General features: G+C 73.2%; 21 protein-coding genes. 14 read left to right on the top strand and 7 right to left on the bottom strand.

Annotated elements, in window-relative coordinates:
- The first annotated feature begins 111 nt into the window (after positions 1–111).
- Positions 112–1101 (top strand): sugar-binding transcriptional regulator, encoded by a 990-nt coding sequence (locus AC1DQC_RS13770; protein WP_477051810.1) that lies wholly within the window; start codon positions 112–114, stop codon positions 1099–1101.
- A gap of 1 nt (position 1102) precedes the next feature.
- On the opposite strand, the gene uca is transcribed toward AC1DQC_RS13770, so the two are convergent.
- From uca to AC1DQC_RS13755, 3 genes are read right to left on the bottom strand one after another with little or no spacing between them, the layout of a single operon-like run.
- Positions 1103–4687 (bottom strand): urea carboxylase, encoded by a 3585-nt coding sequence (uca, locus tag AC1DQC_RS13765; RefSeq protein WP_477051809.1) that lies wholly within the window; start codon positions 4685–4687, stop codon positions 1103–1105.
- Positions 4684–5304, bottom strand: a complete 621-nt coding sequence (locus tag AC1DQC_RS13760; RefSeq protein ID WP_477051808.1) for an urea amidolyase associated protein UAAP2 — start codon at positions 5302–5304, stop codon at positions 4684–4686. The genes uca and AC1DQC_RS13760 overlap by 4 nt, the downstream gene beginning before the upstream one ends.
- Positions 5301–6146 (bottom strand): urea amidolyase associated protein UAAP1, encoded by an 846-nt coding sequence (locus AC1DQC_RS13755; protein WP_477051807.1) that lies wholly within the window; start codon positions 6144–6146, stop codon positions 5301–5303. The genes AC1DQC_RS13760 and AC1DQC_RS13755 overlap by 4 nt, the downstream gene beginning before the upstream one ends.
- A 153-nt stretch (positions 6147–6299) precedes the next feature.
- Between AC1DQC_RS13755 and AC1DQC_RS13750 the strand changes: the two genes are divergently transcribed.
- The 4 genes from AC1DQC_RS13750 to AC1DQC_RS13735 all read left to right on the top strand — a co-directional run bounded on the left by AC1DQC_RS13750 (position 6300) and on the right by AC1DQC_RS13735 (position 9969).
- On the top strand, positions 6300–6941 hold the full coding sequence (locus AC1DQC_RS13750; RefSeq protein ID WP_477051806.1) for a TetR/AcrR family transcriptional regulator: 642 nt from the start codon (positions 6300–6302) through the stop codon (positions 6939–6941).
- Positions 6942–7235: 294 nt separating this feature from the next.
- A complete protein-coding gene (locus AC1DQC_RS13745) occupies positions 7236–8753 on the top strand; it encodes a high affinity choline transporter 1 (protein ID WP_477051805.1) in 1518 nt (505 codons plus the stop codon).
- Between the two features lie 83 nt (positions 8754–8836).
- On the top strand, positions 8837–9340 hold the full coding sequence (locus tag AC1DQC_RS13740) for an amino-acid N-acetyltransferase (protein WP_477051804.1): 504 nt from the start codon (positions 8837–8839) through the stop codon (positions 9338–9340).
- 44 nt (positions 9341–9384) lie between these two features.
- Positions 9385–9969 carry a GNAT family N-acetyltransferase gene (locus tag AC1DQC_RS13735; protein ID WP_477051803.1) on the top strand — a complete coding sequence of 195 codons (585 nt, stop codon included), beginning with the start codon at positions 9385–9387 and terminating at the stop codon, positions 9967–9969.
- Between the two features lie 9 nt (positions 9970–9978).
- Here the strand turns inward: AC1DQC_RS13735 and AC1DQC_RS13730 are convergent, their stop codons facing one another.
- Positions 9979–10881, bottom strand: coding sequence for an HhH-GPD family protein (locus tag AC1DQC_RS13730; protein WP_477051802.1), 903 nt, complete (start codon positions 10879–10881; stop codon positions 9979–9981).
- Positions 10882–10940: 59 nt separating this feature from the next.
- On the opposite strand from AC1DQC_RS13730, the gene AC1DQC_RS13725 reads away from it, so the two are divergent.
- The 3 genes from AC1DQC_RS13725 to AC1DQC_RS13715 all read left to right on the top strand — a co-directional run bounded on the left by AC1DQC_RS13725 (position 10941) and on the right by AC1DQC_RS13715 (position 13624).
- On the top strand, positions 10941–11525 hold the full coding sequence (locus AC1DQC_RS13725) for an N-acetyltransferase family protein (RefSeq protein WP_477051801.1): 585 nt from the start codon (positions 10941–10943) through the stop codon (positions 11523–11525).
- Positions 11526–11633: 108 nt separating this feature from the next.
- Complete coding sequence (locus AC1DQC_RS13720; RefSeq protein ID WP_477051800.1) at positions 11634–12248, top strand: hypothetical protein; 615 nt, start codon at positions 11634–11636, stop codon at positions 12246–12248.
- A 65-nt stretch (positions 12249–12313) separates the two neighbouring features.
- Entirely contained in the window at positions 12314–13624 is a 1311-nt protein-coding gene (locus AC1DQC_RS13715) for an APC family permease (protein WP_477051799.1), read from the top strand.
- Here AC1DQC_RS13715 and disA read toward each other — a convergent pair.
- Entirely contained in the window at positions 13621–14739 is a 1119-nt protein-coding gene (disA, locus tag AC1DQC_RS13710) for a DNA integrity scanning diadenylate cyclase DisA (RefSeq protein ID WP_477051798.1), read from the bottom strand. The two genes, AC1DQC_RS13715 and disA, sit on opposite strands and share 4 nt — an antisense overlap.
- A gap of 279 nt (positions 14740–15018) precedes the next feature.
- Between disA and AC1DQC_RS13705 the strand changes: the two genes are divergently transcribed.
- The 6 genes from AC1DQC_RS13705 (at position 15019) to AC1DQC_RS13680 (ending at position 21677) form a co-directional block, all read left to right on the top strand.
- Positions 15019–16194, top strand: coding sequence for an ROK family transcriptional regulator (locus AC1DQC_RS13705; RefSeq protein ID WP_477051797.1), 1176 nt, complete (start codon positions 15019–15021; stop codon positions 16192–16194).
- Between the two features lie 67 nt (positions 16195–16261).
- On the top strand, positions 16262–17593 hold the full coding sequence (locus AC1DQC_RS13700; protein ID WP_477051796.1) for an ABC transporter substrate-binding protein: 1332 nt from the start codon (positions 16262–16264) through the stop codon (positions 17591–17593).
- A 5-nt stretch (positions 17594–17598) separates the two neighbouring features.
- Positions 17599–18534 carry a carbohydrate ABC transporter permease gene (locus AC1DQC_RS13695; protein WP_477051795.1) on the top strand — a complete coding sequence of 312 codons (936 nt, stop codon included), beginning with the start codon at positions 17599–17601 and terminating at the stop codon, positions 18532–18534.
- Complete coding sequence (locus AC1DQC_RS13690) at positions 18531–19361, top strand: carbohydrate ABC transporter permease (protein ID WP_477051794.1); 831 nt, start codon at positions 18531–18533, stop codon at positions 19359–19361. Before AC1DQC_RS13695 ends, AC1DQC_RS13690 begins: the two co-directional genes overlap by 4 nt.
- Complete coding sequence (locus AC1DQC_RS13685) at positions 19358–20623, top strand: 6-phospho-beta-glucosidase (RefSeq protein WP_477051793.1); 1266 nt, start codon at positions 19358–19360, stop codon at positions 20621–20623. The genes AC1DQC_RS13690 and AC1DQC_RS13685 overlap by 4 nt, the downstream gene beginning before the upstream one ends.
- Positions 20624–20675: 52 nt before the next feature.
- Positions 20676–21677, top strand: coding sequence for an N-acetylglucosamine kinase (locus tag AC1DQC_RS13680; RefSeq protein ID WP_477051792.1), 1002 nt, complete (start codon positions 20676–20678; stop codon positions 21675–21677).
- A 182-nt stretch (positions 21678–21859) separates the two neighbouring features.
- Here AC1DQC_RS13680 and AC1DQC_RS13675 read toward each other — a convergent pair whose 3' ends face one another.
- Positions 21860–22918: a LacI family DNA-binding transcriptional regulator gene (locus tag AC1DQC_RS13675; RefSeq protein WP_477051791.1), complete on the bottom strand. Its 1059-nt coding sequence runs from the start codon at positions 22916–22918 to the stop codon at positions 21860–21862.
- A 68-nt stretch (positions 22919–22986) separates the two neighbouring features.
- Positions 22987–23211, bottom strand: coding sequence for a hypothetical protein (locus tag AC1DQC_RS13670; RefSeq protein WP_477051790.1), 225 nt, complete (start codon positions 23209–23211; stop codon positions 22987–22989).
- Between the last annotated feature and the right edge of the window lie 80 nt (positions 23212–23291).

Raw genomic sequence — 23291 nt, 5'->3', positions numbered from 1 at the left:
TGTCCCCACTCGCCCGGTGCGGGCTTGCTCGCTATCGTCGTCACCAGGCGAACGAACGCGCAACCGCAGTGCACAAACGTGCAGCACGGACCGCGTGCGGGAGGGGGTCCGATGTACATCGAGCGGGAGCAGGACGTGCTGCGTGCGGCGTCCATGTACTACCTCCAGGACATCAAGATGGAGGTCATCGCGCGCCACCTCGGCACCTCGCGTTCCACCGTGTCCCGGCTCATCAAGCGCGCCCGGCAGTCCGGGCTGGTCGAGATCACGCTGCGTCCCGCGAGCACGCGTGCACCCGGCCTGGGCCGCACGATCGCGGCGGCGTTCGGCATCGACACCTACGTCGTGCCGGTGCCCGACTCCGCCAGCCACATCGAGCGCCTCGACCAGGTATCCATCACCGCGGCCCGGCTGCTGTCCTCGTGGTTCGACTCCGACATGGTGCTCGGCGTCGCCTGGGGGACCACGCTCGCGTCGGTCTCGCGGTACCTCGCCCCCAAGCCCACGCGCGGCTCCGCGGTGGTCCAGCTCAACGGTGCCGCGAACATGCGCACCAGCGGGATCGAGTACGCCAGCGACCTGATCTCGACGTTCGGCACCGCCTTCGCCGCGGCCGTGCACCACTTCTCGGTGCCCGCGTTCTTCGACTACCCCGACACCAAGGCGGCCATGTGGCGCGAGCGGTCCGTGCGCCGCGTGCTCGACATGCAGCGGCGTGCGGACATCGCGGTGTTCTCGGTGGGCGCGGTCGCGGGGGCGGTGCCGTCGCACGTCTACTCGGCCGGGTACCTCGACGACGCGGACGTGAAGAACCTGCACGACGAGGGCGTCGTCGGCGACGTCTGCACCGTGTTCCTGCGCGCCGACGGGTCGTGGCAGGACGTGCACCTCAACGAGCGGGCTACCGGTCCGACGCCGGTCGAGCTGCAGCGCATCCCGCGCCGCGTCTGCGTCGTGGCCGGGGACAACAAGGTCGCGCCGCTGCTCGCCGGCCTGCGGGCGGGCGTGGTGACTGATCTCGTGGTCGACGAGATCACGGCCACCGGCCTGCTCGACGCCGCCGAGCCGCCCCACCCGCGTCGCGTGCGGGCGCGGGTCTGACCTACGCGGCGGTGGTCACCGCCGCGGGCTCGACGACGACCAGCACCTGACCCGGACCGACCTGGTCGCCGGGGGACACGACGATGTCGACCACCGTGCCGCCGACCGTCGCAGTCACCGGTGCCTCCATCTTCATGGCCTCGAGCGCCAGCAGCTGCTGGCCCCGCTCGACCACGTCACCGGGGCGGACGTCGACGCGGAACACGGTCGCGACGAACGGCGCCTCGACGCCCTCGCAGCCCTCGGGCACCTCGGTGTCGGCCACCGGGGCGGGCGCGTCGGGCTCCGCCACGCGGTCGAACTCGCCGGCGGCCGCCCACGCCTCGCGCTCGGCGCCGAACGCCCGCGCCTGCTGGGCCCGGAACGACGCGATCTCGTCGGCGTTCGTCGCCAGGAAGCGCTGGTGCTCCGCGATCGAGAACGTGCCGGGGTCGATGGCGACGTCGAGGCGGCCCGCGGCCATGTCGGCGCGCATGTCGAGCAGCTCGTCGGCGCCCACGGGGTACCAGCGGATGGTGTCGAAGAACCGGAGCAGCCACGGCGTGCCCGGCTCGAACGGCCGGTGCCGGGCGTGCGTGTCCCACACCTGGATGGTGCGGCCGACGAACTGGTACCCGCCGGGGCCCTCCATGCCGTAGATGCACAGGTAGGCGCCGCCGATCCCGACCGCGTTCTGCGGGGTCCAGGTCCGCGCCGGGTTGTACTTCGTGGTGACCAGGCGGTGCCGGGGGTCCAGCGGGGTCGCGACGGGGGCGCCGAGGTAGACGTCGCCCAAGCCCATCACCAGGTAGGACGCGTCGAACACCGTCCGATACACGTCGTCGACGGACGCCAGGCCGTTGATCCGGCGGATGAACTCGATGTTCCACGGGCACCACGGCGCGTCGTCGCGGACGCCGGCCATGTACCGCTCGATGGCCTCGCGCGTGGCCGGGTCGTCCCAGCTCAGCGGCAGGTGGACGGTGCGGCTGGGCACGACGAGGTCGGTGGTCGCCGGGAGGCTGTCCTCGATCTCGCGGACCAGGTCGAGCGCCGTGCGCAGCGGCAGGCGCTCGGGGTCCACGTGCAGCTGGAGCGACCGGATGCCGGGCGTGAGGTCGACGATGCCGCGCAGCCCGTCGTGGTCGACGCGCTCCTGCACCTGCTGGGCGAGGGCGTGCACGCGCATGCGGGAGGCGAGGTCGAGCGTCATCGCGCCGTACTCGACCAGCAGGTTGTCGTCGCCGCTGCGGCGGTACGTCACCTCGGTGTCGCTGTCCTTGCGGGCGAGGATGCCGCCGTCGTCGTGCGCCGTCCTCGTCGCGCGCGGGACGGCCTGCGGTCGGCGGCGCAGCGCGTCCGCCTCGGCCTCGTCGACGGGCACGAACCGCACGGTGTTCCCCGGACGCAGCTGGCCCAGCTTCCACAGCTGCCCGAGCGCGACCGTGGCCGGGCACGTGAAGCCGCCGAGCGACGGGCCGTCGGGGCCGAGCAGGATCGGCAGGTCGCCCGTGTAGTCGACGGCGCCGACCGCGTACGGGGTGTCGTGGATGTTCGACGGGTGCAGCCCGGCCTCGCCGCCGTCGGGTCGCGCCCAGGTCGGCTTCGGGCCGACCAGGCGGACGCCGGTGCGCGCCGAGTTGAAGTGCACCGCCCACGTGGTGGCGTAGAACTCGGCGACGTCGCCCGGCGTGAAGAACTCGGGAGCGGCGTGGGGGCCCTCCAGCGCGCCGATCCGCCACGCGTCCCCGATGGCCGGGCGGTCGACCACGGGAACCGCCCGCGCCGAGGGGCCGGTGGACGCGGCGATCGCCAGCTGGTCGCCCGGTCGCAGCGGGACGCCGGTGGTCCCCCCGATGCGGCCCAGGTCGAACGTCGCCGACGAGCCGAGCACCTGCGGGACGTCGAGACCGCCCTTGACCAGCAGGTACGTCCGCATGCCGGTGGTCGGCGCACCGAGGACGAGCACGCCGCCCGCCGGGATCTCGACCGGCTCCCACTGGGGGACGGGGACCTCGTCGAGCGTCACCGCGGCGGGTGCGCCGGTCACCATCACCGTCGCGCCGGTGACGAACCGCAGCTCCGGCCCCGCCATCGTGCACTCCAGGCCGGGCGCGCCCTCCGCGTTGCCGAGCGCGGTGTTGCCCAGCCGGAACGACAGGTCGTCCATGGGGCCCGACGGCGGGATGCCGACGTGCCAGAGGCCGGTGCGACCCGGCCAGTCCTGGACCGTCGTCAGCATGCCCGGGCGCAGGACCTCGATGCGGGCGGTCTCGTCCCTCAGGTGCGCGAGCGTGCCGGTGTGGTGCAGGGCCGCGGCGACCTCCGGCGCGTGCACGATCGTCCGCAGCAGGCCCAGGTTGGTCGCGACGCCGGTCAGCCGTGTGGCGGCGAGCGCATCGCCCAGCGCCGCCCAGGCGCTCTCGCGGTCGTCGCCGGCCGTGATGACCTTGGCCAGGAGCGGGTCGTAGTGGGTCGACACCTCGAGCCCGGGCTCGACCCACGTGTCGACGCGGACGCCGGCGGGGAGCTCGAAGGCCGTGACCGTGCCGGCACTCGGCAGGTGGTCGCGGTCGGGGTTCTCGGCGTAGACGCGTGCCTCGACGGCGGCGCCTCGGGGCGACAGAGGGGTGTCGACGACCGACGTGTCGCCCTGGGCGAGGCGGATCATCCAGGCCACCAGGTCGACGCCGAACACCGCCTCGGTGACCGGGTGCTCCACCTGCAGGCGCGTGTTGACCTCCAGGAAGGCGGCCTCCTGGCGCTCGGCGTCGTAGACGAACTCGACCGTGCCGGCCGACCGGTAGTCGACGGACTCGGCGAGCGTGCGGGCCGACGACGCGACCAGCGCGCGGACCTCGTCGGGAAGCCCCGGCGCGGGAGCCTCCTCGACGACCTTCTGGTGGCGGCGCTGCAGCGAGCAGTCCCGGTCGCCCAGCGTGACCACGCGGCCCAGCCCGTCGCCGAACACCTGCACCTCGACGTGCCGCGCGGCCCGGATGAGCCGCTCCAGGTAGACGCCCGCCGACCCGAAGGCCGCGCCCGCGGTCCGGCGCACCGCGTCCCACGCCGCGACGAGCTCGTCGCGGCTCGCGCACGCCCGCATGCCGATCCCGCCGCCTCCCGCCGTGGCCTTGAGCATGACGGGGTACCCGATGGAGTCCGCGGCGGCGACCGCCTCGTCGAGGGTGTCCAGCAGCCCGGTGCCCGCGAGCATCGGCATGGCGACCGCGCGGGCGGCGTCGCGCGCCGTGTGCTTCGACCCGAACAGCTCGAGCTGCGCCGGCGTCGGCCCCACGAACGCGACCCCCGCCTCCTCGGCCGCGCGGGCGAACGCCGCGTTCTCGGACAGGAAGCCGTAGCCGGGGTGGATCGCGCCCGCGCCCTGGGCGAGCGCCGCGTCGAGGATCAGGTCCGGGCGCAGGTACGACTGGGCGGCGGGCGCGGGGCCGAGGCGGACCGCCGCGTCCGCCAGGTGCACGTGCGGCGCGCCCGCGTCGGCGTCGGAGTAGACCGCGACCGTGCGCAGGCCCAGCTCCTTGGCGGTGCGCAGGATCCGGACCGCGATCTCGCCGCGGTTGGCGACGAGGAGGGTGTCGAAGGTCATCGTGCCTCCTGGTCGGTGCGGGAGACCACCATTCGGACCGGAGTCGGGTCGAAGCCGTTGCACGGGTTGTTGATCTGCGGGCAGTTGCTCACGACCACCAGGACGTCGCGCTCGGCGCGCAGGGAGAGCGAGAGGCCCGGTGCGGAGATGCCGTCGACGATGCCGAGGGCGCCGTCCGGGTCGACCGGCACGTTCATGTACCAGTTGATGTTGGAGACGAGGTCGCGCTTGCCCAGCCCGTGCCGGCCGCCCTCCGCCAGGAAGTTCTCGGCGCACGCGTGCTGCGCCCAGGTGTGGTGGCCGTAGCGCAGCGTGTTCGACTCCTTGGAGCAGGCGCCGCCGAGGGTGTCGTGCCGACCGACCTCGTCGGCCACCACCGTCATGAGCGGCCCGTACTCGCAGTCGCGCAGGACCGAGCCCGTGGTCAGGAACACCGTGTCCTGCCCCTGGATGGTGTCCGGGGCGCTGTACCGCAGCGAGGTGTCGGCGGCGTCGAACACGAGGAAGTCGACGGCCTGGTTGCCCTCGAGGTCGACGATGGTCAGCACGTCGCCCCGGCGCACCACGGCGGACCAGGGCGCGCGGGCGGGGACGACGGTGTCGAGCAGCGTGGTCATGCGATCCCCCGTGCGGTGAGGTCGTCCCGGGTGTTGACGAAGGCGCGGCGGCCCTCCGGCGTGGCGTCCCAGAGCGGATCGGTCTCGGCGGTCGGTTCTCCGCGCCACGCCAGGACCTCCAGGGGCGTGCTGGTGAACTCGCGGGGGTCGAGCGGGTGCGCGGTGTTGGCGACGAGGAGCAGCAGCGGAACCTCGGCGCGCAGGGTGACCGCGGCGCCCGCTCCCGCGGACCCCTCGAACGCCGGCCGGCCGGCGTCGTCGATCCGGACGCCCTGGAAGAACGAGATGCTCGGCGGCAGGTCCCGGCGCGCGAGGTCGTGCTTGGCCGCCGCGAGCGCGAACAGCTCGCGGCCGGCCGGCGTCGGGCCCTGCGCGCTGCCGTCGCCGTAGCGCTCGTCGTTGCGGGCCCGCGTGGTGGTCCCGTAGAGCGCGTCCTGGCGCCCTGACGTGTCCCCGACGATGCTCGCGAGCACCCGGCCCTGGTCACTCAGCAGCAGGTGGCCCGCGGTCAGGTAGACCTGCCACTGGACCTTGACGGTGTCCGCGACGTTGAGCCGCTCCCACGGCCGGTCCAGCCGGTACGCCAGCACGTGCGCGCAGGCGTCGCCCGCCAGGTCGGTCAGCCGGACGTGGGTGCCGCGCGCGACGGCGAGGTGCGTGTACCCGCCGCCCGCCACGACCTCCGCGTGCACGAGCGTCCCGGGGTCCACCCCCGCCGGTGGCGTCGGCCAGGAGGTCGCGGGGCGGACCGGCATGCTGGCGACCGTGCCGACGGCGGCTCCCTCCTGCGCCCGGGCGTGCTCGCGGGCGCCGGCTGTGGTCCCGGTGGTGGTGGCGGTCATCGTGGCCTCTGTTTCTGTCGACTGACAGAAACAGGCTCACGCCGGGACGTTCCGCCGCGGTCACCGCCAGGTAAACCTCCTGTTACGTCCGTGGCCCGGCGGTCGTCGCGCGCCGACGGGGCGTGTCGGGGCCGGTGGTAGCGTCGGCTCGCCATGGCACGCAGACCCGGTCGACCGCGCGCGAGCGGCGACCCCGACGGTGAGCGCGACACCCGTCGGGACGTGCTCGACGCCGCCGCGGCCCTCTTCTGCTCCGTCGGCTTCACGTCGACCAGCACCCGCGCCATCGCCGACGCCGCCGGGGTGCGCCAGGCCTCGATCTACCACCACTTCGCCGGCAAGGACGCGATCCTGCTCGAGCTGCTGCTGGGTACGGTCCGACCGTCGCTCGAGCTGGCCGACGCCCTCGCGGTGGGCGCCGAGCCCGCCGCCGCACGCCTGTGGGCGCTCGTCCACGCCGACGTCGGGCTCCTGTGCGCTGGGCCCGTGAACCTCGGCGTCCTCTACGTCCTGCCCGAGGTGGCCGCCGAGCAGTTTGCCGAGTTCCACGCGCTGCGCTCGCGGCTGAGGGCCCGGTACAGCGAGCTGGCGACGGCGGCCGGCGACGGTGCCGACGACCGCGGCGAGCTGGTCCTCGGGCTCGTCGAGTCGGTGATCCTGCGCCGCCGGGGCACCCCGGACCTCGACGTCCCCGCGGTGCAGGACGCGGTGGCGGACGGCGTCCTGCGCCTGGTCGGCTGCACGCCCGCCGAGATCGCGCTCGCCCGCGCGGTCCCGGTCACGCTGGCGGTGTGACGGAGCCCCAGCCGGCGCGCCTGCGGCACCGCCCGAACCCGACATGGCTGCCGTGAGGGACGGTCGGGACGACAGCCACGTCGGGTTCGCGCCCCCTCGCGCGCGCGTCACGCGAGTGCTGCGGACGCCGATTTAACACAAGCGTTTCGTGCGTGCAGCGGATCTGACACAGGCCGGGTGGTCAATGAACCTGTCGGCCGACAGAAACTCCGGCCGGCCCGTTCGTCGAAGACCCCCGACCTGCTGGCCCCCGCCTGCGGACCCGTGTCCGCAGCCCCTGCCCCCGGAGCCCCCATGATCATCGCCGGAGTCGGTCTCTCCGTCCTCGCTGTCGTCCTCGTCGGGATCTTCGTCGCCCGCAAGGTCGACGGCGACAGCGCCAACTACCTGGTCGCCGGCCGCCGCCTCGGCGTCCCGCTCGTCGCCGCCTCGCTCATGGCCGCCGCCGTCGACTCGAACGCCACCGTCGGGAACACCGACCTCTCCGCGTCGTTCGGGTTCTGGGCCGGCGCCTCCCTCGCGCTCGGCCTGGCCATCTGCCTGCTGCTCACGGGTCTCTTCCTGGCCAAGCCGATGAACCGCATGAAGCTGTTCACGCTCGCCGACTTCTACCGGCTCCGGTACGGGCGCGGGGTCGAGGTGGCGTCGTCGGTGTTCATGATCTTCGCGTTCGCCATCCTCATGGCCGGCAACCTCGTCGCCTGCGGGTTCCTGCTCGAACGGTTCCTCGGCATCGACTACACCGTCGGTGTCCTGATCGCCGTGGGGCTCGTGCTCGTCTACACGATCGGCGGCGGCATGTTCTCCGACGCCTACACGGCCGCGATCCAGATCGTCATCACCATCGTGGCCACGGCGTCGCTCGTCATCTGGTTCGGCGCGACCTACGGCTTCCACATCGCCGAGGGGATGGGGCCGTTCGACCTGGAGCAGCTGACCCAGACCAGCGCGGGCGCCCCGATCAACTGGGCGACGCTCGTCGCGCTCGGCATCGGCGACATCGTGGCCATCGACTTCATGCAGCGCATCTTCGCCGCCCGCAGCCCGGAGACGGCGCAGAAGTCGTGCTTCACGGGCGCCGTCGGGACCGCCGTCATCGGCATCGCGTTCTCGCTCGTCGCCCTCTCGGCGGCGTCGGTGCTCGGACTGTCCACCGACTCCGGCCCGATCCTCTTCCAGCTCCTCGACGACTACGCGCCGTCCGGGCTGACGATCCTCGTCCTGTCCGGCATCGTCGCCGCGTCCTTCTCCACCGCGTCGGGCGCGATCCTCGCCACCTCGGCCGTGGCCGTCCGCAACATCTTCGGGGTCCGCCGCGTGGTGTCGAAGAAGGAGGAGGGCGTCCGCGACCCGCTGCTGCTCTGGACCCGCGTGGCCATGATCCCGATCGTGGTGCTCGGCATCTCCATCGCCCTCAAGGTCGCCCAGACCGGCATCCTGCTGACCCTCGCGTTCGACCTGATGCTCGCCGGGCTGCTCGTGCCGTTCCTCCTCGGGCTGTTCTGGAAGCGCGGCGGCACCCGGGCGGCGGTCGCGGCGCTCGTGGTCGGCGTCGGCGTGCGGCTCGTGCTCTTCGTCCTCACGCCGACCGTCTACGGGGTGCCCAACGACGTCTGGTACATCCCGAACGACCTCATCGACGCGTCGTTCGACGGCTGGCCCACCTTCTACGGGTTCGCGGCGTCGCTGCTCGCCTACCTGGTCGCCGCGGCGATCTGGCCGCGGACGGTGAGCGAGGAGGCGTGGTCGATCGCGGACGGCATGCCCGACGAGACGGTGCCCGTCCCGCGCGAGCCCGAGCCCGTCGCCTGAGCCGTCCGGACGGCCCGGTCCCCGTCGTCTCGGGAGCCGGGCCGTTCCGCTGTCCCGGTCGTCGCCGCCAGTACCTTGGCCCGATGTCCTTCCGTGTCCGCCCCGCCCTGCCGGCCGACGTCCGCGCCATCCGCGCGCTCGTCGAGCCCTACGCCGCCGAGCGCATCCTGCTGGCGAAGGAATGGGTCGGGTACTACGAGGCCGTCCAGGAGTTCCTGGTGGCCGAGGCCGAGGACGGGACCGTCATCGGCTGCGGTGCGCTGCACGTCATGTGGCAGGACCTCGCCGAGATCCGCACGCTGGCCGCCGACCGGACCCGGCGCGGCACCGGCGTCGGCCACGCCCTGCTCGACGCCCTGCTCGACCGTGCCCGGCAGATCGGCCTGCGGCGGGTGTTCTGCCTGACGTTCGAGGTCGCGTTCTTCGAGTCGCACGGGTTCCACGTCATCGAGGGCACCCCCGTGACGCCCGACGTCTACCTCGAGCTGCTGCGCTCGCACGACGACGGCGTCGCGGAGTTCCTCGACCTCGCGCGCGTGAAGCCCAACACGCTCGGCAACACGCGGATGCTCATCGAGCTCGACTGAGGCCTCGAGTAAAGCGCTGGGCTGCCCGACCCCGCTCGGGCACGATGGCGCCCGTGCACACCTATCTGGAGACCGAGCGCCTGACGCTGCGTCCCTTCGCCGCCGACGAGGCCGACCTGCTGATCGAGCTGGACAGCGACCCGGCGGTGATGCGCTACCTGTCCGGCGGCGAGCCCACCTCGCCTGAGTTCGTCCGCGACCTCGTCCTGCCGAGCCTCCTCGCGGCCTACGAGCGGTGGGGCGGGCGGTTCGGGCTGTTCGCGGCGTTCGAGCGCGACGGCGGCGCGTTCGTGGGGTGGTTCTGCCTGCGCCCCGAGCGAGAGGGTCCCCTCGACGAGGTCGAGCTCGGCTACCGGCTGCGCCAGGACGCCTGGGGCAAGGGCTATGCCACCGAGGTCTCGCGGGCGTTGCTGGTCAGGGCGTTCACGGAGCTCGACGTGCGCGTGGTCTGGGGCGAGACGATGGCGCTGAACCTCCCCTCGCAGAAGGTGATGGACAAGGTCGGCATGACGGTCACCCAGACCGTGGACACCCCCGAGGACATGATGATGGTCGAGGGCGCGGAGCGCGGGGGCTTCCGGTACGAGATCACCAAGGAGCAGTGGGACGCGGAGCTCCGCGTCCCGTAGGGCGCTCCCTCAGGACGGCAGCTGGTAGGTCGGCGGGTCGTCGTCGCTCGCGCCGGGGACGCGCGTCAGCAGGCCGTCGGCGAGGAGCCCGTCCACGCACCGGGCCAGCTGCCGGGCATCGGGCCAGACGGCGTCGACCGCGGCCGCCGGGACGGGACCGAGGGCGTCCCGCAGCAGGGCCATGACCCGCCCGCGCACCTGCCGGTCCGTGCCCGCGAACGACTGGGTCCGACGACGCCCCGCGTGCTCGTCGTCCGGGCGGCCGGCGGCGAACCAGGCGCACACGTCCTGCACCGGGCACGCGTCGCAGCGCGGCGAGCGGGCCGTGCAGACGAGGGCGCCCAGCTCCATCGACGCGGCGGCCCACCGCGCGGCGGTCGCGTCGTCGTCGGGCACGTAGCGGGTGGCGCGGCGGACCTCGTCCACGGTCTGGCTCGGCGCGGGGAGCGCGACACCGTCGACCGTGCGCGCCAGGACCCGTCGGACGTTGGTGTCCAGCACCACCGACCGCCGACCGAACGCGAAGGCCAGGACGGCGGCGGCCGTGTACGACCCGATGCCGGGCAGGGCGAGCAGCTCGGGTTCCGACGAGGGGACCGCACCGCCGTGCCGCTCGACGATCGCGCGCGCGCACTCCTGCAGGCGTAGCGCACGCCGCGGGTAGCCCAGCCGGTCCCACGCGCGGAGCACGTCCGCCGTCGAGGCAGCCGCGAGGTCGGCCGGCGTCGGCCACCGGGTCATCCACGACCGCCACGCCGGCTCCACCCGGACCACCGGCGTCTGCTGGAGCATCACCTCGCTGACCAGCACGCCATAGGGGGTCCGGTCCGCCGCGCGCCACGGGAGGTCGCGGGCGTGCACGTCGAACCAGGCGAGCACCGGCTCGCGCAGCTGGGCGGGGGACGGCGGCACCGCAGCATCCTGCCTCAGGTGACGGGAGGGTGTCGGCGCGGCTGGCTACCGTGGCGACCATGGCGGGCGCAGAGGTGCGGGCAGCGGTGTGCAGGAGTGCCGACGAGGCGATCGCGGTGCTCGACGGCCCGGGCGACCCCGGCACCTGCTTCTGCCAGTTCGACCGGCTGCCCCACGCGCAGTTCCGCACTCTGTCGGCCGACGAGCTGCGGGACCGGCTGGCCCTGCGCCTCACCGAGCCCGGCGCCGGCGCCGGGGTGGTCGCCATGCTCGACGACGAGCCGGTCGGCTGGGCGTCGGTGGCGGCGCGCGCCGAGTTCCCCCGCATCCGGGCCAGCCCGTCGATGACCACGCCCGAGCTGAAGGCCGACCTCGACGACCCGGGGATCTGGGCCGTGACCTGCTTCGTCGTCCGCGGCGGGCACCGTCGCCAGGGTGTGGCCGGGGCACTCCTCGACGCCGCGGTCGAGCATGCCCGGGCGTCCGGCGCCCACACGCTGGAGGGCTACCCCCTAGACCCAGGGGTGCGCCGCCTCTCGTCGGCCGACCTCTACCGCGGGACCCTGAGCCTCTTCGCGGCGGCCGGCTTCGACGTCGTCGCGCGGCCGAAGCCGGGGCGAGCGATCGTGCGTCTCGCACTCTGACCGGTCCCGCGCGTCGGCCGCGCGCGCCGGCGAACCTCCCTCTACGGTGGTCGCGCCGCGGAAGGGTGCGGCACGGACAGGACGTGGACGAGATCGGTCGGAGGACGCATGAGCGAGTCGCGACGCCTCCCCGCCCGCGTCTACTGGGTGCGTCGGGCCGTCGTGCTCGGCATCCCGCTGCTGGTCGTCCTGCTCGTCGTGTGGCTCGTGGCGGGTCGGGGCAACGGTGACGACCCCACGCCCGCGGCGCAGACCACGTCGTCGTCGCCGCCCGCCGAGCAGCCCGCGGACCCCGCACCGAGCACGACGCCGAGCACCGACACGGCGGGCGTCGCGGACTGCGCCCCCACGGGGCTCGTGCTCGCGATGACGGCCGACGCCGAGACGTTCGGCGCCGGGGTGAGCCCCACGTTCTCCGTCTCGATCACCAACACCGGTACTGAGCCGTGCCTGGTCGACGCGGGGGAGGCGCAGCGCGAGATCGTCGTCACCTCCGGCACCGACCGGGTGTGGTCCAACCGCGACTGCATCGTCCCCGGCACCGAGTCCCGCACCCTCCTGCTCCCCGGCGGCGGCAACGACACGACGCCGTTCGCCTGGAACCGGGTCCGCTCCGCGGAGGGCTGCCCCGCCGGGCTGCCCGCGCCGGGCGCCGGGACCTACTCGGCGCAGCTGAACCTCGCGGGGGCCAGCGCACCGCCGGTCGTGTTCGGCCTGGGCTGAGCCCGACCGCCGCTAGGGTCGGGCGTGCCGGCCGCGGCGTGGGCGGCAGCACCGAGGAGGACTCCATGGCCGAGCCGGCTCCGGCCGCGAGCGCGCGGCTGAGCGTGCGCGGCGCCGTGGTGCTCGGGGTGGGCGCCATGGTGGGCGCGGGGATCTTCGCGCTCCTCGGGCAGGCCGGCGCGGTCGCCGGGTCGGCGGTGTGGCTCTCGTTCCTCCTGGCCGGGGCGATGTCCGCCACGCTCGGGTACACGCTGGTGAGGTTCGCGATGCGCTGGCCGTCCTCCGGCGGGCTGATCGTCTACCTGCAGCACGGCTACCGCAGCGAACGGCTGGTCGGCGTCGCCGCCTGGCTCGGGTACCTGACCGCGATCGTGGTGGTCGGCGCGATGGTCGCCGCGTCGTTCGGGGACTACGCCGCGGTGGTGCTCGCCGACGGGCCACCGGGCGGCTGGCTGTCCAAGCTGTGCGCCGCGGCGCTCGTGGTGTTCGGCGCGTGGCTCACCGTCGCCGGGCCGCGCCTCGTCGACCGGGTGCAGTCGGCGATCGTCGGGCTGCTCCTGGTGGTGTTCACCGTGTTCGTCGTCGGGACGCTCCCGCAGGTCGACTTCGCGTTCCTCGCCCCGAGCACGTACCCGGGCGTGAACGAGATCGTGGCCAGCATCGCCCTCACGTTCTTCGCCTTCCTCGGGTTCGCGGTCATCTCGTTCGTCGGGGACGACATGGCCGAGCCACGACGCCAGCTGCCCGTCGCCATGTACGCCGCGCTGGCCGTCACCACGGTGCTGTACGTCGCGGTGGCGGTCTGCGTGTTCGGGACGCTGCCGGTGGCCGAGGTGGTCGCCGCCGGGCCGCGGGCGCTGGCCGTCGCGGCCGAGCCCACGCTGGGGCAGGCGGGCTACGTGATGATGACCTGCGCGGCGCTGCTGGCGACCGCCTCGACCGTCACCGCGATGCTCTACAGCTCGGTCGGCCTGACCCGGGCGCTGGCCGGCTCGGGGACGTTCCCGCCGGCCTTCGGCCCCGGCACCCGGCTGGGGCGGCACGGCGGCCTGCTGATCACCGCGGCGCTGATGGTCCTGCTCGTGACCGGGCTGAGCGTGGGTGCCCTCGCGTCGGTGGGCAGCGCGGTGTCGCTGGCGGTGTTCGTGCTGGTGGCGGTGGCGGCGTTCCGCCTGCGCGCCGAGCTCGGCGCCTCGCCCGCGCTGACCGCCACGGCGGTCGGGGTGTCGGGCGTGGTGCTGGTCTGGTTCGTCGTCGACCTGTACGTGTCCCAGCGCCGCTCGTTCTGGATCATGATCGTGCTGATCGCGCTCGCGGTCGTGGTCGACGCGGCATGGCGGCGACGACGGACCGCCGGGGCCGTGGCTCCGAGCTAGACGTACCGCTCGAGGATGCTCGACTCGGCCAGCCGGGAGAGCCCCTCGCGCACGGCGCGGGCCCGCTGCTCGCCCACGCCGTCGACGGCCATGAGGTCGTCGATCCCGGCCGCGAGCAGCTTCTGCAGGCCCCCGAAGTGCGCGACCAGGCGGTCGACGATGGCGCCGGGCAGGCGCGGGACCTTGGACAGCAGGCGGTAGCCGCGCGGACCGGCGGCCGCGTCCAGCGCGTCGCCGCCACCCGGGAGGCCGAGCACGCTCGCAATGCGCGCGTTGTCCAGCAGCTCGGTCGAGTCCAGCTCGGCCAGGGCGTCGAGCACCGAGTCGACGTCGCGCCGGCTGGTGTCCACGTAGTCGCGGATGATCAGCGCGCGGTCGGAGCCGATGCCGCCGACCAGCTCGTCGAGCTGCAGCGTGAGCAGGCGGCCGTCGGTGCCGAGCTCGACGACGTAGCCCTCGATCTCCTCGGAGATGCGGCGGACCATCTCGAGGCGCTGGACCACCGCGGAGACGTCGCGGACGGTGACGAGGTCCTCGATCTCGAGGGCCGACAGGGTGCCGCTGACCTCGTCGAGACGCGACTTGTAGCGCTCGAGCGTGGCCAGGGCCTGGTTGGCGCGGGACAGGATGGTGGTCGAGTCCTCGATGACGTGCCGCTGCCCGCCGACGTACAGGGCGATGATCCGCATGGACGCGGACACGGACACGACCGGCAGGCCCGTCTGCTTGGCCACGCGCTCGGCGGTGCGGTGCCGGGTGCCCGACTCCGACGTCTCGATCGTCACGTCCGGCAGCAGCTGGACCGCGGCGCGCACGATGCGGGAGATGCCCGCGTCGACGACGACGGCGCCGTCCATCTTGGCCAGCTCGCGCAGGCGGGTGGCCGAGAACTCGACGTCGAGCACGAAGCCGCCCGAGCAGATGCTCTCGACCGTCTTGTCGAAGCCGAGCACGATCAGCGCTCCGGTGCGTCCGCGCAGGATCCGCTCGAGGCCGTCGCGAAGCTCGCCGCCCGGGGCGACGGCAGCGAGGGTCGACCTGAGCAGGTCGTCGGGAGCGTGCGGCACGGTTGCATGGTAACGACGCGCGGCCGCGACAGCCCTTGCGACCCGCATGCCGGACCCGATCGTCGGCCGCTGTTCGCCCGTTCGCCGCCGAGCGGCGTCCGAGCCTGCCGCACGTGGTGCTGGTGGGACGTGTGGGGCGACTTCCCGTCCCGGGAGCGCCGCTCCGTCACCAGCGCGGCAGGATTCGCCGCCGGCAGAAGTAACCGAGCCGTTACCCGACCGAGACGCAGCCGACGCGCGCAGAGGGTTGTCTGTTAGGAAAGTTGCCTGTTAGTTTGACGAGGTCGCCGATGACGGCCTCGATCAACGACGATCGGACGAGTGGACATGAACGGCACGCCCAGCCAGCCGGGTACTCCCGGGCTGCTGCGCGCCATGAACGACAAGGCCGCTCTGGCGCTGCTGCTGGAGCGCGGACCCCTCACCCGGGCGCAGATCGGCGAGCTCACCGGGCTGTCCAAGCCCACGGCGAGCCAGGTGATCACGCGGCTGGAGCAGCTCGACCTCGTCGACGAGGTCGGCTCGGTCGCCGCCGCGCGCGGGCCGAGCGCCGTGACCTACGCCGTCCGCACCGATCGCGCCCACGCGGTCGCCGTCGACGTCCGGCCGTACCGGGTGCTCTCCACGCTGGTCGACGCCGCCGGCACCGAGTACCCGATCGCGGAGCTGCCCCTGTCCCGCACGGCGAGCGAGCGGTCGGCGGTGGGCGACATCCGGGCGGCGATCGAGGGCGCGTGCGCGGCGGCGGGGACCTCGCCCAAGACCGTCGTCGCCGTGATCGTCGGCCTGCAGGGCGCGGTGGACCCGCGCACCGACGACCTCGCGTTCGTCGGCCTCATCCCCGGCTGGCCCCGCAAGGCGGTCCGCGCGCAGCTCGAGGACGGCCTGGGGGTGAGCGTGCGCATCGACAACGACGTGAACCTCGCCGCGGTCGCCGAGCGGGTCGAGGGTGCCGGCCGCGACGTGGACGGCTTCGCCCTGCTGTGGATGGGCGACGGGCTCGGGGTCGCCGTCGACCTCGCCGGCAGCCTGCACCGCGGCGCGTCCGGCGGCGCGGGCGAGATCGGCTACCTGCCCGTCCCGCGCGCGGCCGCCGAGCTGGTGCCGTCGGCCAAGGACCTGCAGGACCTCATCGGCGGCATCGCCCTCAAGAACCTGGCCCGGGCGCACGGCGTCCGCGGCCGCTCGTTCGACGCCGTGCTCACCGAGCTGGCCACGCACCCCGCGCGGCCGGCCGTCCTGAGCGAGCTCGCGACCCGCGTCGCGGTCGGCGTCGTCCCCGTGCTCGCCGTGCTCGACCCGCCCGTGGTCGTGCTCGGCGGACCGACCGGCGTCGCCGGCGGTCGAACCCTCGCCGAGTACGTGCGAGGGCACATCCGCAGGACCACCCGGTGGTCCCCGCACATCTCCGTGAGCACCGTGGCTGATCACCCGGTGCTGCGCGGTGCGCGATCCGTCGTCGGCGCCGACCTGCGCTCTCGGCTGCTCGACCTCGTCCCCTGACCCATACCGACGCACGGCGACCCCGGCCGACCGGGTGATTCGTCGCGCCCACGAACAGGAGCACACGGTGAGAACACGCACCTTCTTGGTCGTCCCCGCGATCGCCGCGGTCCTCGGCCTGGCCGCCTGCAGCGGCGGATCGTCCGGCGGCCCCACCGCCGAGGCCAGCGCGCCGTCCGAGGTGACCGGCGACATCCAGTTCTGGCACTTCTTCACCGACCGCGAGGCCGACGTCATCCAGTCGGTGGTCGACGACTTCGAGAAGGCCAACCCCGGCGTGAAGGTCACGGTCAAGTCCGGCCAGGACGACGAGAAGATGCGCAAGGCGATCTCCGCCGGGCAGCCCATCGACGTCGGCCTGTCCTACTCCACCGACCAGGTGGGCCCGCTGTGCTCGTCGGGAGACTTCGCCGACCTCACCAGCTTCATCGAGCGCGACGAGGTCGACCTCTCGCAGATCCCCGACACCGTCCTCGGGTACACGTCGTTCGACGACAAGCGCTGCACGATGCCCGCGCTGGCCGACGTCTACGGCCTGTACTACAACACCGACCTGCTGGCCGCGGCCGGCTACACCGAGCCCCCGAAGACGCTCGCCGAGCTGTCCGACATGGCCGTCAAGCTCACCACGTTCAACGACGACGGCTCGATCAAGCAGCTCGGCTTCATGCCGCTGCTCGGCTACTACGAGAACGCCGAGGCGCACTGGGCCCCCGCGGCCGACGCGGAGTGGCTCAACGAGGACGGCACGTCGGCGATCGGGTCGTCGCCCGGCTGGACCGCCATCCTCGAGTGGCAGAAGGACCTCATCGACCGGCTCGGCGGCTACCAGAAGCTGGCCGACTTCCAGGCCGCGCTCGGCCAGGAGTTCTCGGCCGAGAACGACTTCCAGACCGGCCGCGTCGCCATGAACATCGACGGCGAGTACCGGACGGCGTTCATCGACGACCAGGCGCCGGACCTGAAGTACGGCACCGCGCCGATCCCGTCGGCCGAGGGCTACGAGGACAGCTACGGCGCCGGCTACATCACCGGCAACATCGTCGGCATCGGCAAGGGCGCGAAGAACCCCGAGGCCGCCTGGGCGTTCATCAAGTACCTGACGACGGACACGGCCGCGCAGGTCAAGCTGTCGAACGGCCTGAAGAACGCGCCCACCACGCACGACGCCATCACGTCCCCGGACCTCGAGGTCACGCCGCAGTTCCAGACGTTCCTCGACATCTTCGAGAACGCCACGTCCTCGACGACCCCGCCCAGCGCGATCGGCGCCGAGTACCAGACGATCTTCGGCACCCACACGGCCAAGTGGCAGCAGGGTGACGTCACCGACCTGCCGGGCATGCTCGCGCAGGTCGACGACGAGATCGACGCCGCCGTCAAGCTCCAGGCGGGCTGACGCCCGTGGCCTCGACGATCCAACGCCGACGGAACCGGGCGGCGCTCGCCTTCCTGACCCCGTCGCTGCTCGGCATGCTGATCTTCTTCGTGTTCCCGCTGGTCATGACGGTCTACTACTCCTTCACGGCGTTCGACCTGTCGAACCCGCCGCGCTGGAACAACTTCGCGAACTGGAAGTTCCTGTTCACGAGCGACCCCCTGATCGGCACCGCAGTGCTCAACACGCTGTGGTTCGTCGCGATCCTCGTGCCGGTCCGGATCGTCGGGGCCATGGTCGTCGCCTGGGTGCTGACCCGGGCGCGGCGCAGCTCCGGCGTGCTGCGCACCCTGTACTACCTGCCGGCGCTGATCCCGCCGGTGGCCGCCACGATCGCGTTCGTGTTCGTGTTCAACCCGGCCACCGGCCCGGTCAACGAGCTGCTCGGCAAGGTCGGCATCGACGGTCCGGGCTGGTTCACCGACCCGGCCTGGGCCAAGCCCTCCCTCGTCCTGCTCGGGCTCTGGGTGCTGGGCGACATCATGGTGATCTTCCTGGCCAGCTTGCTCGACGTCCCCGCCGAGCAGTACGAGGCGGCGGAGCTCGACGGCGCCAACGGCTGGCAGCAGTTCTGGTACGTCACCGTGCCCAACATGACGCCCGTGCTCCTGTTCGCACTGATCACCGGCATCATCGCGGCGCTCCAGTACTTCACCGAGCCCGCCGTCGCGGCGACCACCGCGCAGGGCAAGGCGTCGGTGGGCGCGGGGGCGGCCGGCGCGCTCGGCTGGCCCGACCAGTCGACGCTGACGTACGGCCAGCTCCTGTACTCCAAGGCCTTCGGCGCCAACCTGCTCGGGTACGCGTCGGCGATGGCCGTCGTCCTGTTCGTCGTCGCGGCCGTCGTGATGGCGTTCCTGCTGCGCCGGTTCAAGGCGTTCACCCCGGAGGTGGCCTCGTGACCCGGCATCGGTCGCCGCTGGTATGGGTGGCGGACCACGCGATCTTCGTCGCCCTGTGCGTGCTGTTCCTGGCGCCGTTCGTGTTCATCCTGCTGACGTCCGTCATGTCGCCGGAGCAGGCCGGGACGGCCTTCGGGTGGCCGACGTCGTGGCACTGGGACAACTTCGCGCTCGTGTTCGAGAAGCTGCCGATGCTCAAGTACACCGGCAACTCGTTCCTCTACGCGGGCCTGGCGACGGCGTTCATGCTCGTCTCCTCGGTCCCCGCCGGGTATGCGCTCGCGCGCATCCAGTTCCGCGGCTCGAACCTCTACCTGGTGCTCATCATCGCGATGATGCTGCTCCCGCCGCAGGTCACGAGCGTGCCGCTGTACGTGATGTGGTCTCGTCTGGGGCTGACGGGGTCGCTCTGGCCGCTGATCCTGCCCAACCTGCTCGGGGACGCGTTCTCGATCTTCCTGCTGCGGCAGTTCTTCCTGACGATCCCCAAGGAGTACACCGAGGCCGCCCGCCTGGACGGCTGCGGCGAGCTGCGGACGCTGCTGCGGGTCATCGTCCCGATGGCCAAGCCCGGCATCGCGGCGACGGCGATCTTCCTGTTCTTCACGTCCTGGAACGACTACTACGGCCCGCTGCTCTACACGTCGGAGAACGAGTCGGCCTGGCCGGTCTCGTACGCGCTCGCGCAGTTCCGCGGCACCCGCGCCGTGGACTGGAACCTCACGATGGCCGCGACCCTGATCGCGATGGTCCCCGTCGTCCTCATCTTCTTCCTCGCACAACGGACCTTCGTGCGCGGCGTGACACTGACAGGGGTCAAGGGATGAAGCTCACCGTCATCGGCGGCGGGTCGACGTACACGCCCGAGCTCGTCGACGGGTTCGCGCGGCTCCGGTCGCTGCTGCCGCTCACCGAGCTGTGCCTGGTGGACCCGTCGGCCGACCGGGTCGCCCTGGTGGCCGGCGTCTCGCGCCGGATGTTCGCGCGGTACGGGTACGACGTGCGGGTCACCGCCACGTCCGACGTCGTCGCCGGGGTCTCCGACGCCTCCGTCGTCCTCTTCCAGCTGCGCGTCGGCGGGCAGGCGGCCCGGCACACCGACGAGACGTTCCCGCACGCGTGCGGGTGCCTCGGGCAGGAGACGACCGGGCCGGGCGGGCTCGCGAAGGCGCTGCGGACGGTGCCGGTGGTGCTGTCGCTCGCGGACGTGGTGCGCCGTTTCGCGAGGCCGGACGCCTGGATCGTCGACTTCACCAACCCCGTCGGCATCGTCACGCGCGCGCTGCTGCAGGACGGTCACCGGGCAGTCGGGCTGTGCAACGTGGCCATCGGGTTCCAGCGGCGCTTCGCCTCCCTGCTCTCCGTGGACCCGTCGGCCGTCGCGCTCGACCACGTCGGGCTCAACCACCTGACCTGGGTGCGCGGCGTCTCCGTCGACGGGACCGACCGGCTGCCCGGCCTGCTGTCCTCCCACCTGACCGAGCTTGCCGACGAGGTCGAGCTCCCCCCGTCGCTCCTGTCGCTGCTCGGCTGCGTGCCGTCGTACTACCTGCGCTACTACTACGCGCACGACGAGGTGCTGGCTTCGCAGGTGGCGCCGGGCGCCGTCTCGCGGGCGCAGGCCGTGACCGACGTCGAGAACGAGCTGCTCGCCCTCTACGCCGACCCGTCGGTCGACACCAAGCCCGAGGCGCTGACCCGCCGCGGCGGCGCGTTCTACTCCGAGGCCGCCGTCGACCTGCTCGCTTCGCTCACCGCCGACCGCGGCGACGTGCAGGTGGTCAACGTCCGCAACGACGGCACCCTGCCCTTCCTGCCCGACGACCACGTCATCGAGGTGCCGGCGACCATCGGCGCGGCCGGGATCACGCCGCTGCCGGTCGCGCCGCTCGCCGACGACCTCGCCGGGCTGGTCGGGCACGTCGCCGGCTACGAGCGGCTGGCGCTCGACGCGGCCGTGCACGGCGGTCGGGACCGGGTCGCCCGCGCCCTCCTCGCGCACCCCCTGGTCGGGCAGTACGACAAGGCGTCCGCGCTGACCGACGCCCTGCTCGCCGCGAACCGCGACCACCTTGCGTGGGCCCGGTGAGGGCGCGAGGGGCCGGGTCGGCGGTCGACCGCGTCGCTGCGCCGAGGTCGAGATGACCGGCGTCCTGCTCGCCATCGACGGCGGCGGCAGCAAGACCGACGTCGTCGTGCTGGGGCTCGACGGCACTGTCCTCGCGCACACCCGCGGCGGCGGCTCGTGCCCGCAGGTGATCGGCGTCGAGCCCGCACTCGCGGTCATCGACCACCTGGTCCGCGAGGCGCTGGCGTCGGTCGACCGGCCGCGCGTGCTCCGCGTCGGTGTCTACCTGTCCGGGCTGGACCTGCCGGTGGAGATCGAGACGTTCAGTGCGGCCCTGCAGGCCCTGCCGTGGTTCGTGCAGGCGGCGGCCGTCGTCGTCGAGAACGACACGTTCGCCCTGCTCCGGGCCGGCACGGCCGAACGCCAGGCCGTCGCCGTCGTCTGCGGCACAGGGATCAACTGCGTCGGGCGGCGGGCCGACGGCGCCACCGCCCGCTTCCCGGCCCTCGGTCGGATCTCGGGCGACTGGGGCGGCGGCTTCGAGCTGGGCGAGCAGGCCGTCTGGCACGCCGCGCGAGCCATCGACGGCCGGGGGGAGCCGACGATCCTCGCGCAGCTGGTGCCCGCCGCCCTCGGTCGGCCGACCATGGCCGCGGTCATCGAGGACCTGCACTTCGGGCACCTCGACCACGACGACCTCGTCGGCCTGTCGCCCGTCCTGCTCGCCGCCGCCTCCCGCGGGGACGCGGCCGCGGTGTCCGTGGTCGAGCGCCAGGCCGACGAGATCGCCGCCCTGGCGCTCGCGGCCCTGCGTCGGCTCGACCTGGTCGACCTGGCGGTGCCCGTGGTGCTCGGCGGGGGAGTGCTCGCCGCCCGGGACCCGGCCCTCACGGAGGGCATCCGCGCGCGCATCGCCGCCGGCGCTCCGGGCGCCCACCTCGTGTTCGTCGCGGACCGGCCCGTCCTCGGCGCCGCGTTCCTGGTGCTGGAGGCGCACGGTGCGTCGGCGTCCGCGCTCGACCGCGCCCGCGAGACCCTGGCGACCGGTTCCGTCAGCGAGGCGGTCGCGAGCTGACCGCGGCAGGTCCGCAGTGCGCGAGGCGGTCGCGTCCGGACCCCGGCAGATCCCTGTCAGCGAGGCGGTCGCGTGCTGACCGGGGGCGCCCTATCTCGATCGCTTGCGTGAAGACGTTGTCGCACCCAGCGGAACGAAGTCTTCCCACGGCGCCCGGCAGCCTTCGTCGAGCCGCCTGACGCCTAGTCCGGCGGCGGTGCCGTGCTGTCGCGGACCACCAGGTCGACCAGGATCCGGTGCTGCTCGGGGTCCGGGGCGTCGCCGGCGCGGAACCGGGCGATGGACGACGTCAGCGCCGCGGCGGCGGCCTTGCCCTTGGCGGCGAAGTCCTGGTGCACGGTGGTCAGCGCGGGGCGCAGGCGGCGGGCGAGCGGCGAGTCGTCGAACCCGACGACCGAGACGTCCTGCGGCACGCGCAGCCCGAGCTCCTCGGCGGCGTGCACGACGGCCGCCGCCATCAGGTCCGAGAAGCACAGCACCGCCGTCGGACGGTCGGGTGCGCTGAGCAGCGCGCGGGCGCCCTCGGAGACGAAGGGCTCCATGTTGTCGTGGACCTCCATGACCACCGGCGTCACGCCGGCGGCGTCGAGCGGCCGCATCCAGCCGATCTGGCGCTCGCGCGCGACGAACCCGGACCCGGCCGCGGACGGGTCGGGTGCGAACCCGGGCGGCACCTCGACGTTCATGGTGAGGATCCCGATCCGGCGGTGACCGAGATCGAGCAGGTGCTGCGCGCCGAGGCTGGCACCGTGCTGCTCGTCCAGGAGCACGCTCGCGGCGCCCGCGGTCGGTTCCCCGTCGACGAACACCAGGGGCAGCTTGCGCTTCACGAGCCAGTCCACCGCGGGGTAGTCGGCGGCGCACCCGTAGACGAGGGCGCCGTCCATCGGGATGTCGCGGGCGGGGATCGTCCCCTCCGAGCCCCGCGACGGGAGCAGGACCACGGCCAGCCCCGTGGGCGCGAGCTCCTCGGCGACCGCCCCGAAGAACGCCGCGGCGATCGGGTCCCGGAACGCCGCACCGACGGACTCCGTGAGCAGCACGCCGACGGCGCCCGTGGTGCCGCGGGCCAGCGCTCGCGCGGAGGGGTCGGGCCCGACGTACCCGAGGTCCGCGGCGGCCGCGAGGATCGTGCGGCGCATGTCCGCCGAGAGCTGGTCCGGGCGCGAGAACGCGTTGGACACGGTCATGCGGCTGACGCCGACCTTGTCGGCGATGGTCTGCAGCGTCACCCGGGACATGACGCCACCCTGTTCCGCTCCATGCGGGACAGGGTAGGTCGCCGGGACGGGTCCCGGGGGCGAGACCGTCATCGGGCCGGGTGACCCGCCTCGGTGGTGCAGGCGGGCGCGACCGCGTCGGCGAGGTGGTGCAGGGCGCCCGCCAGCGTGCGGCGGGTGCGCGCAGCGCGGGTGCGCCGTGCTCGGCGAGGCCGGACAAGCTCCGGAACCTCGGGCGCCCAGGGGCGGGCGCTGTCGGCCTCGTGCTGCGCGACGTTCACACCGAGCAGCAGACCGAGCTGAGAGCTGTCCATCGACATCAGGTTTCTCCTGTCGGGTCGTCGTTCTCTATACCGATAAAGTAACTCCTGGTTCTGTACCGGTCAAGACGAAT

Source organism: Cellulomonas sp. P4_H12 (assembly GCF_056400905.1).
This window is presented reverse-complemented; position numbering and strand designations above follow the sequence as displayed.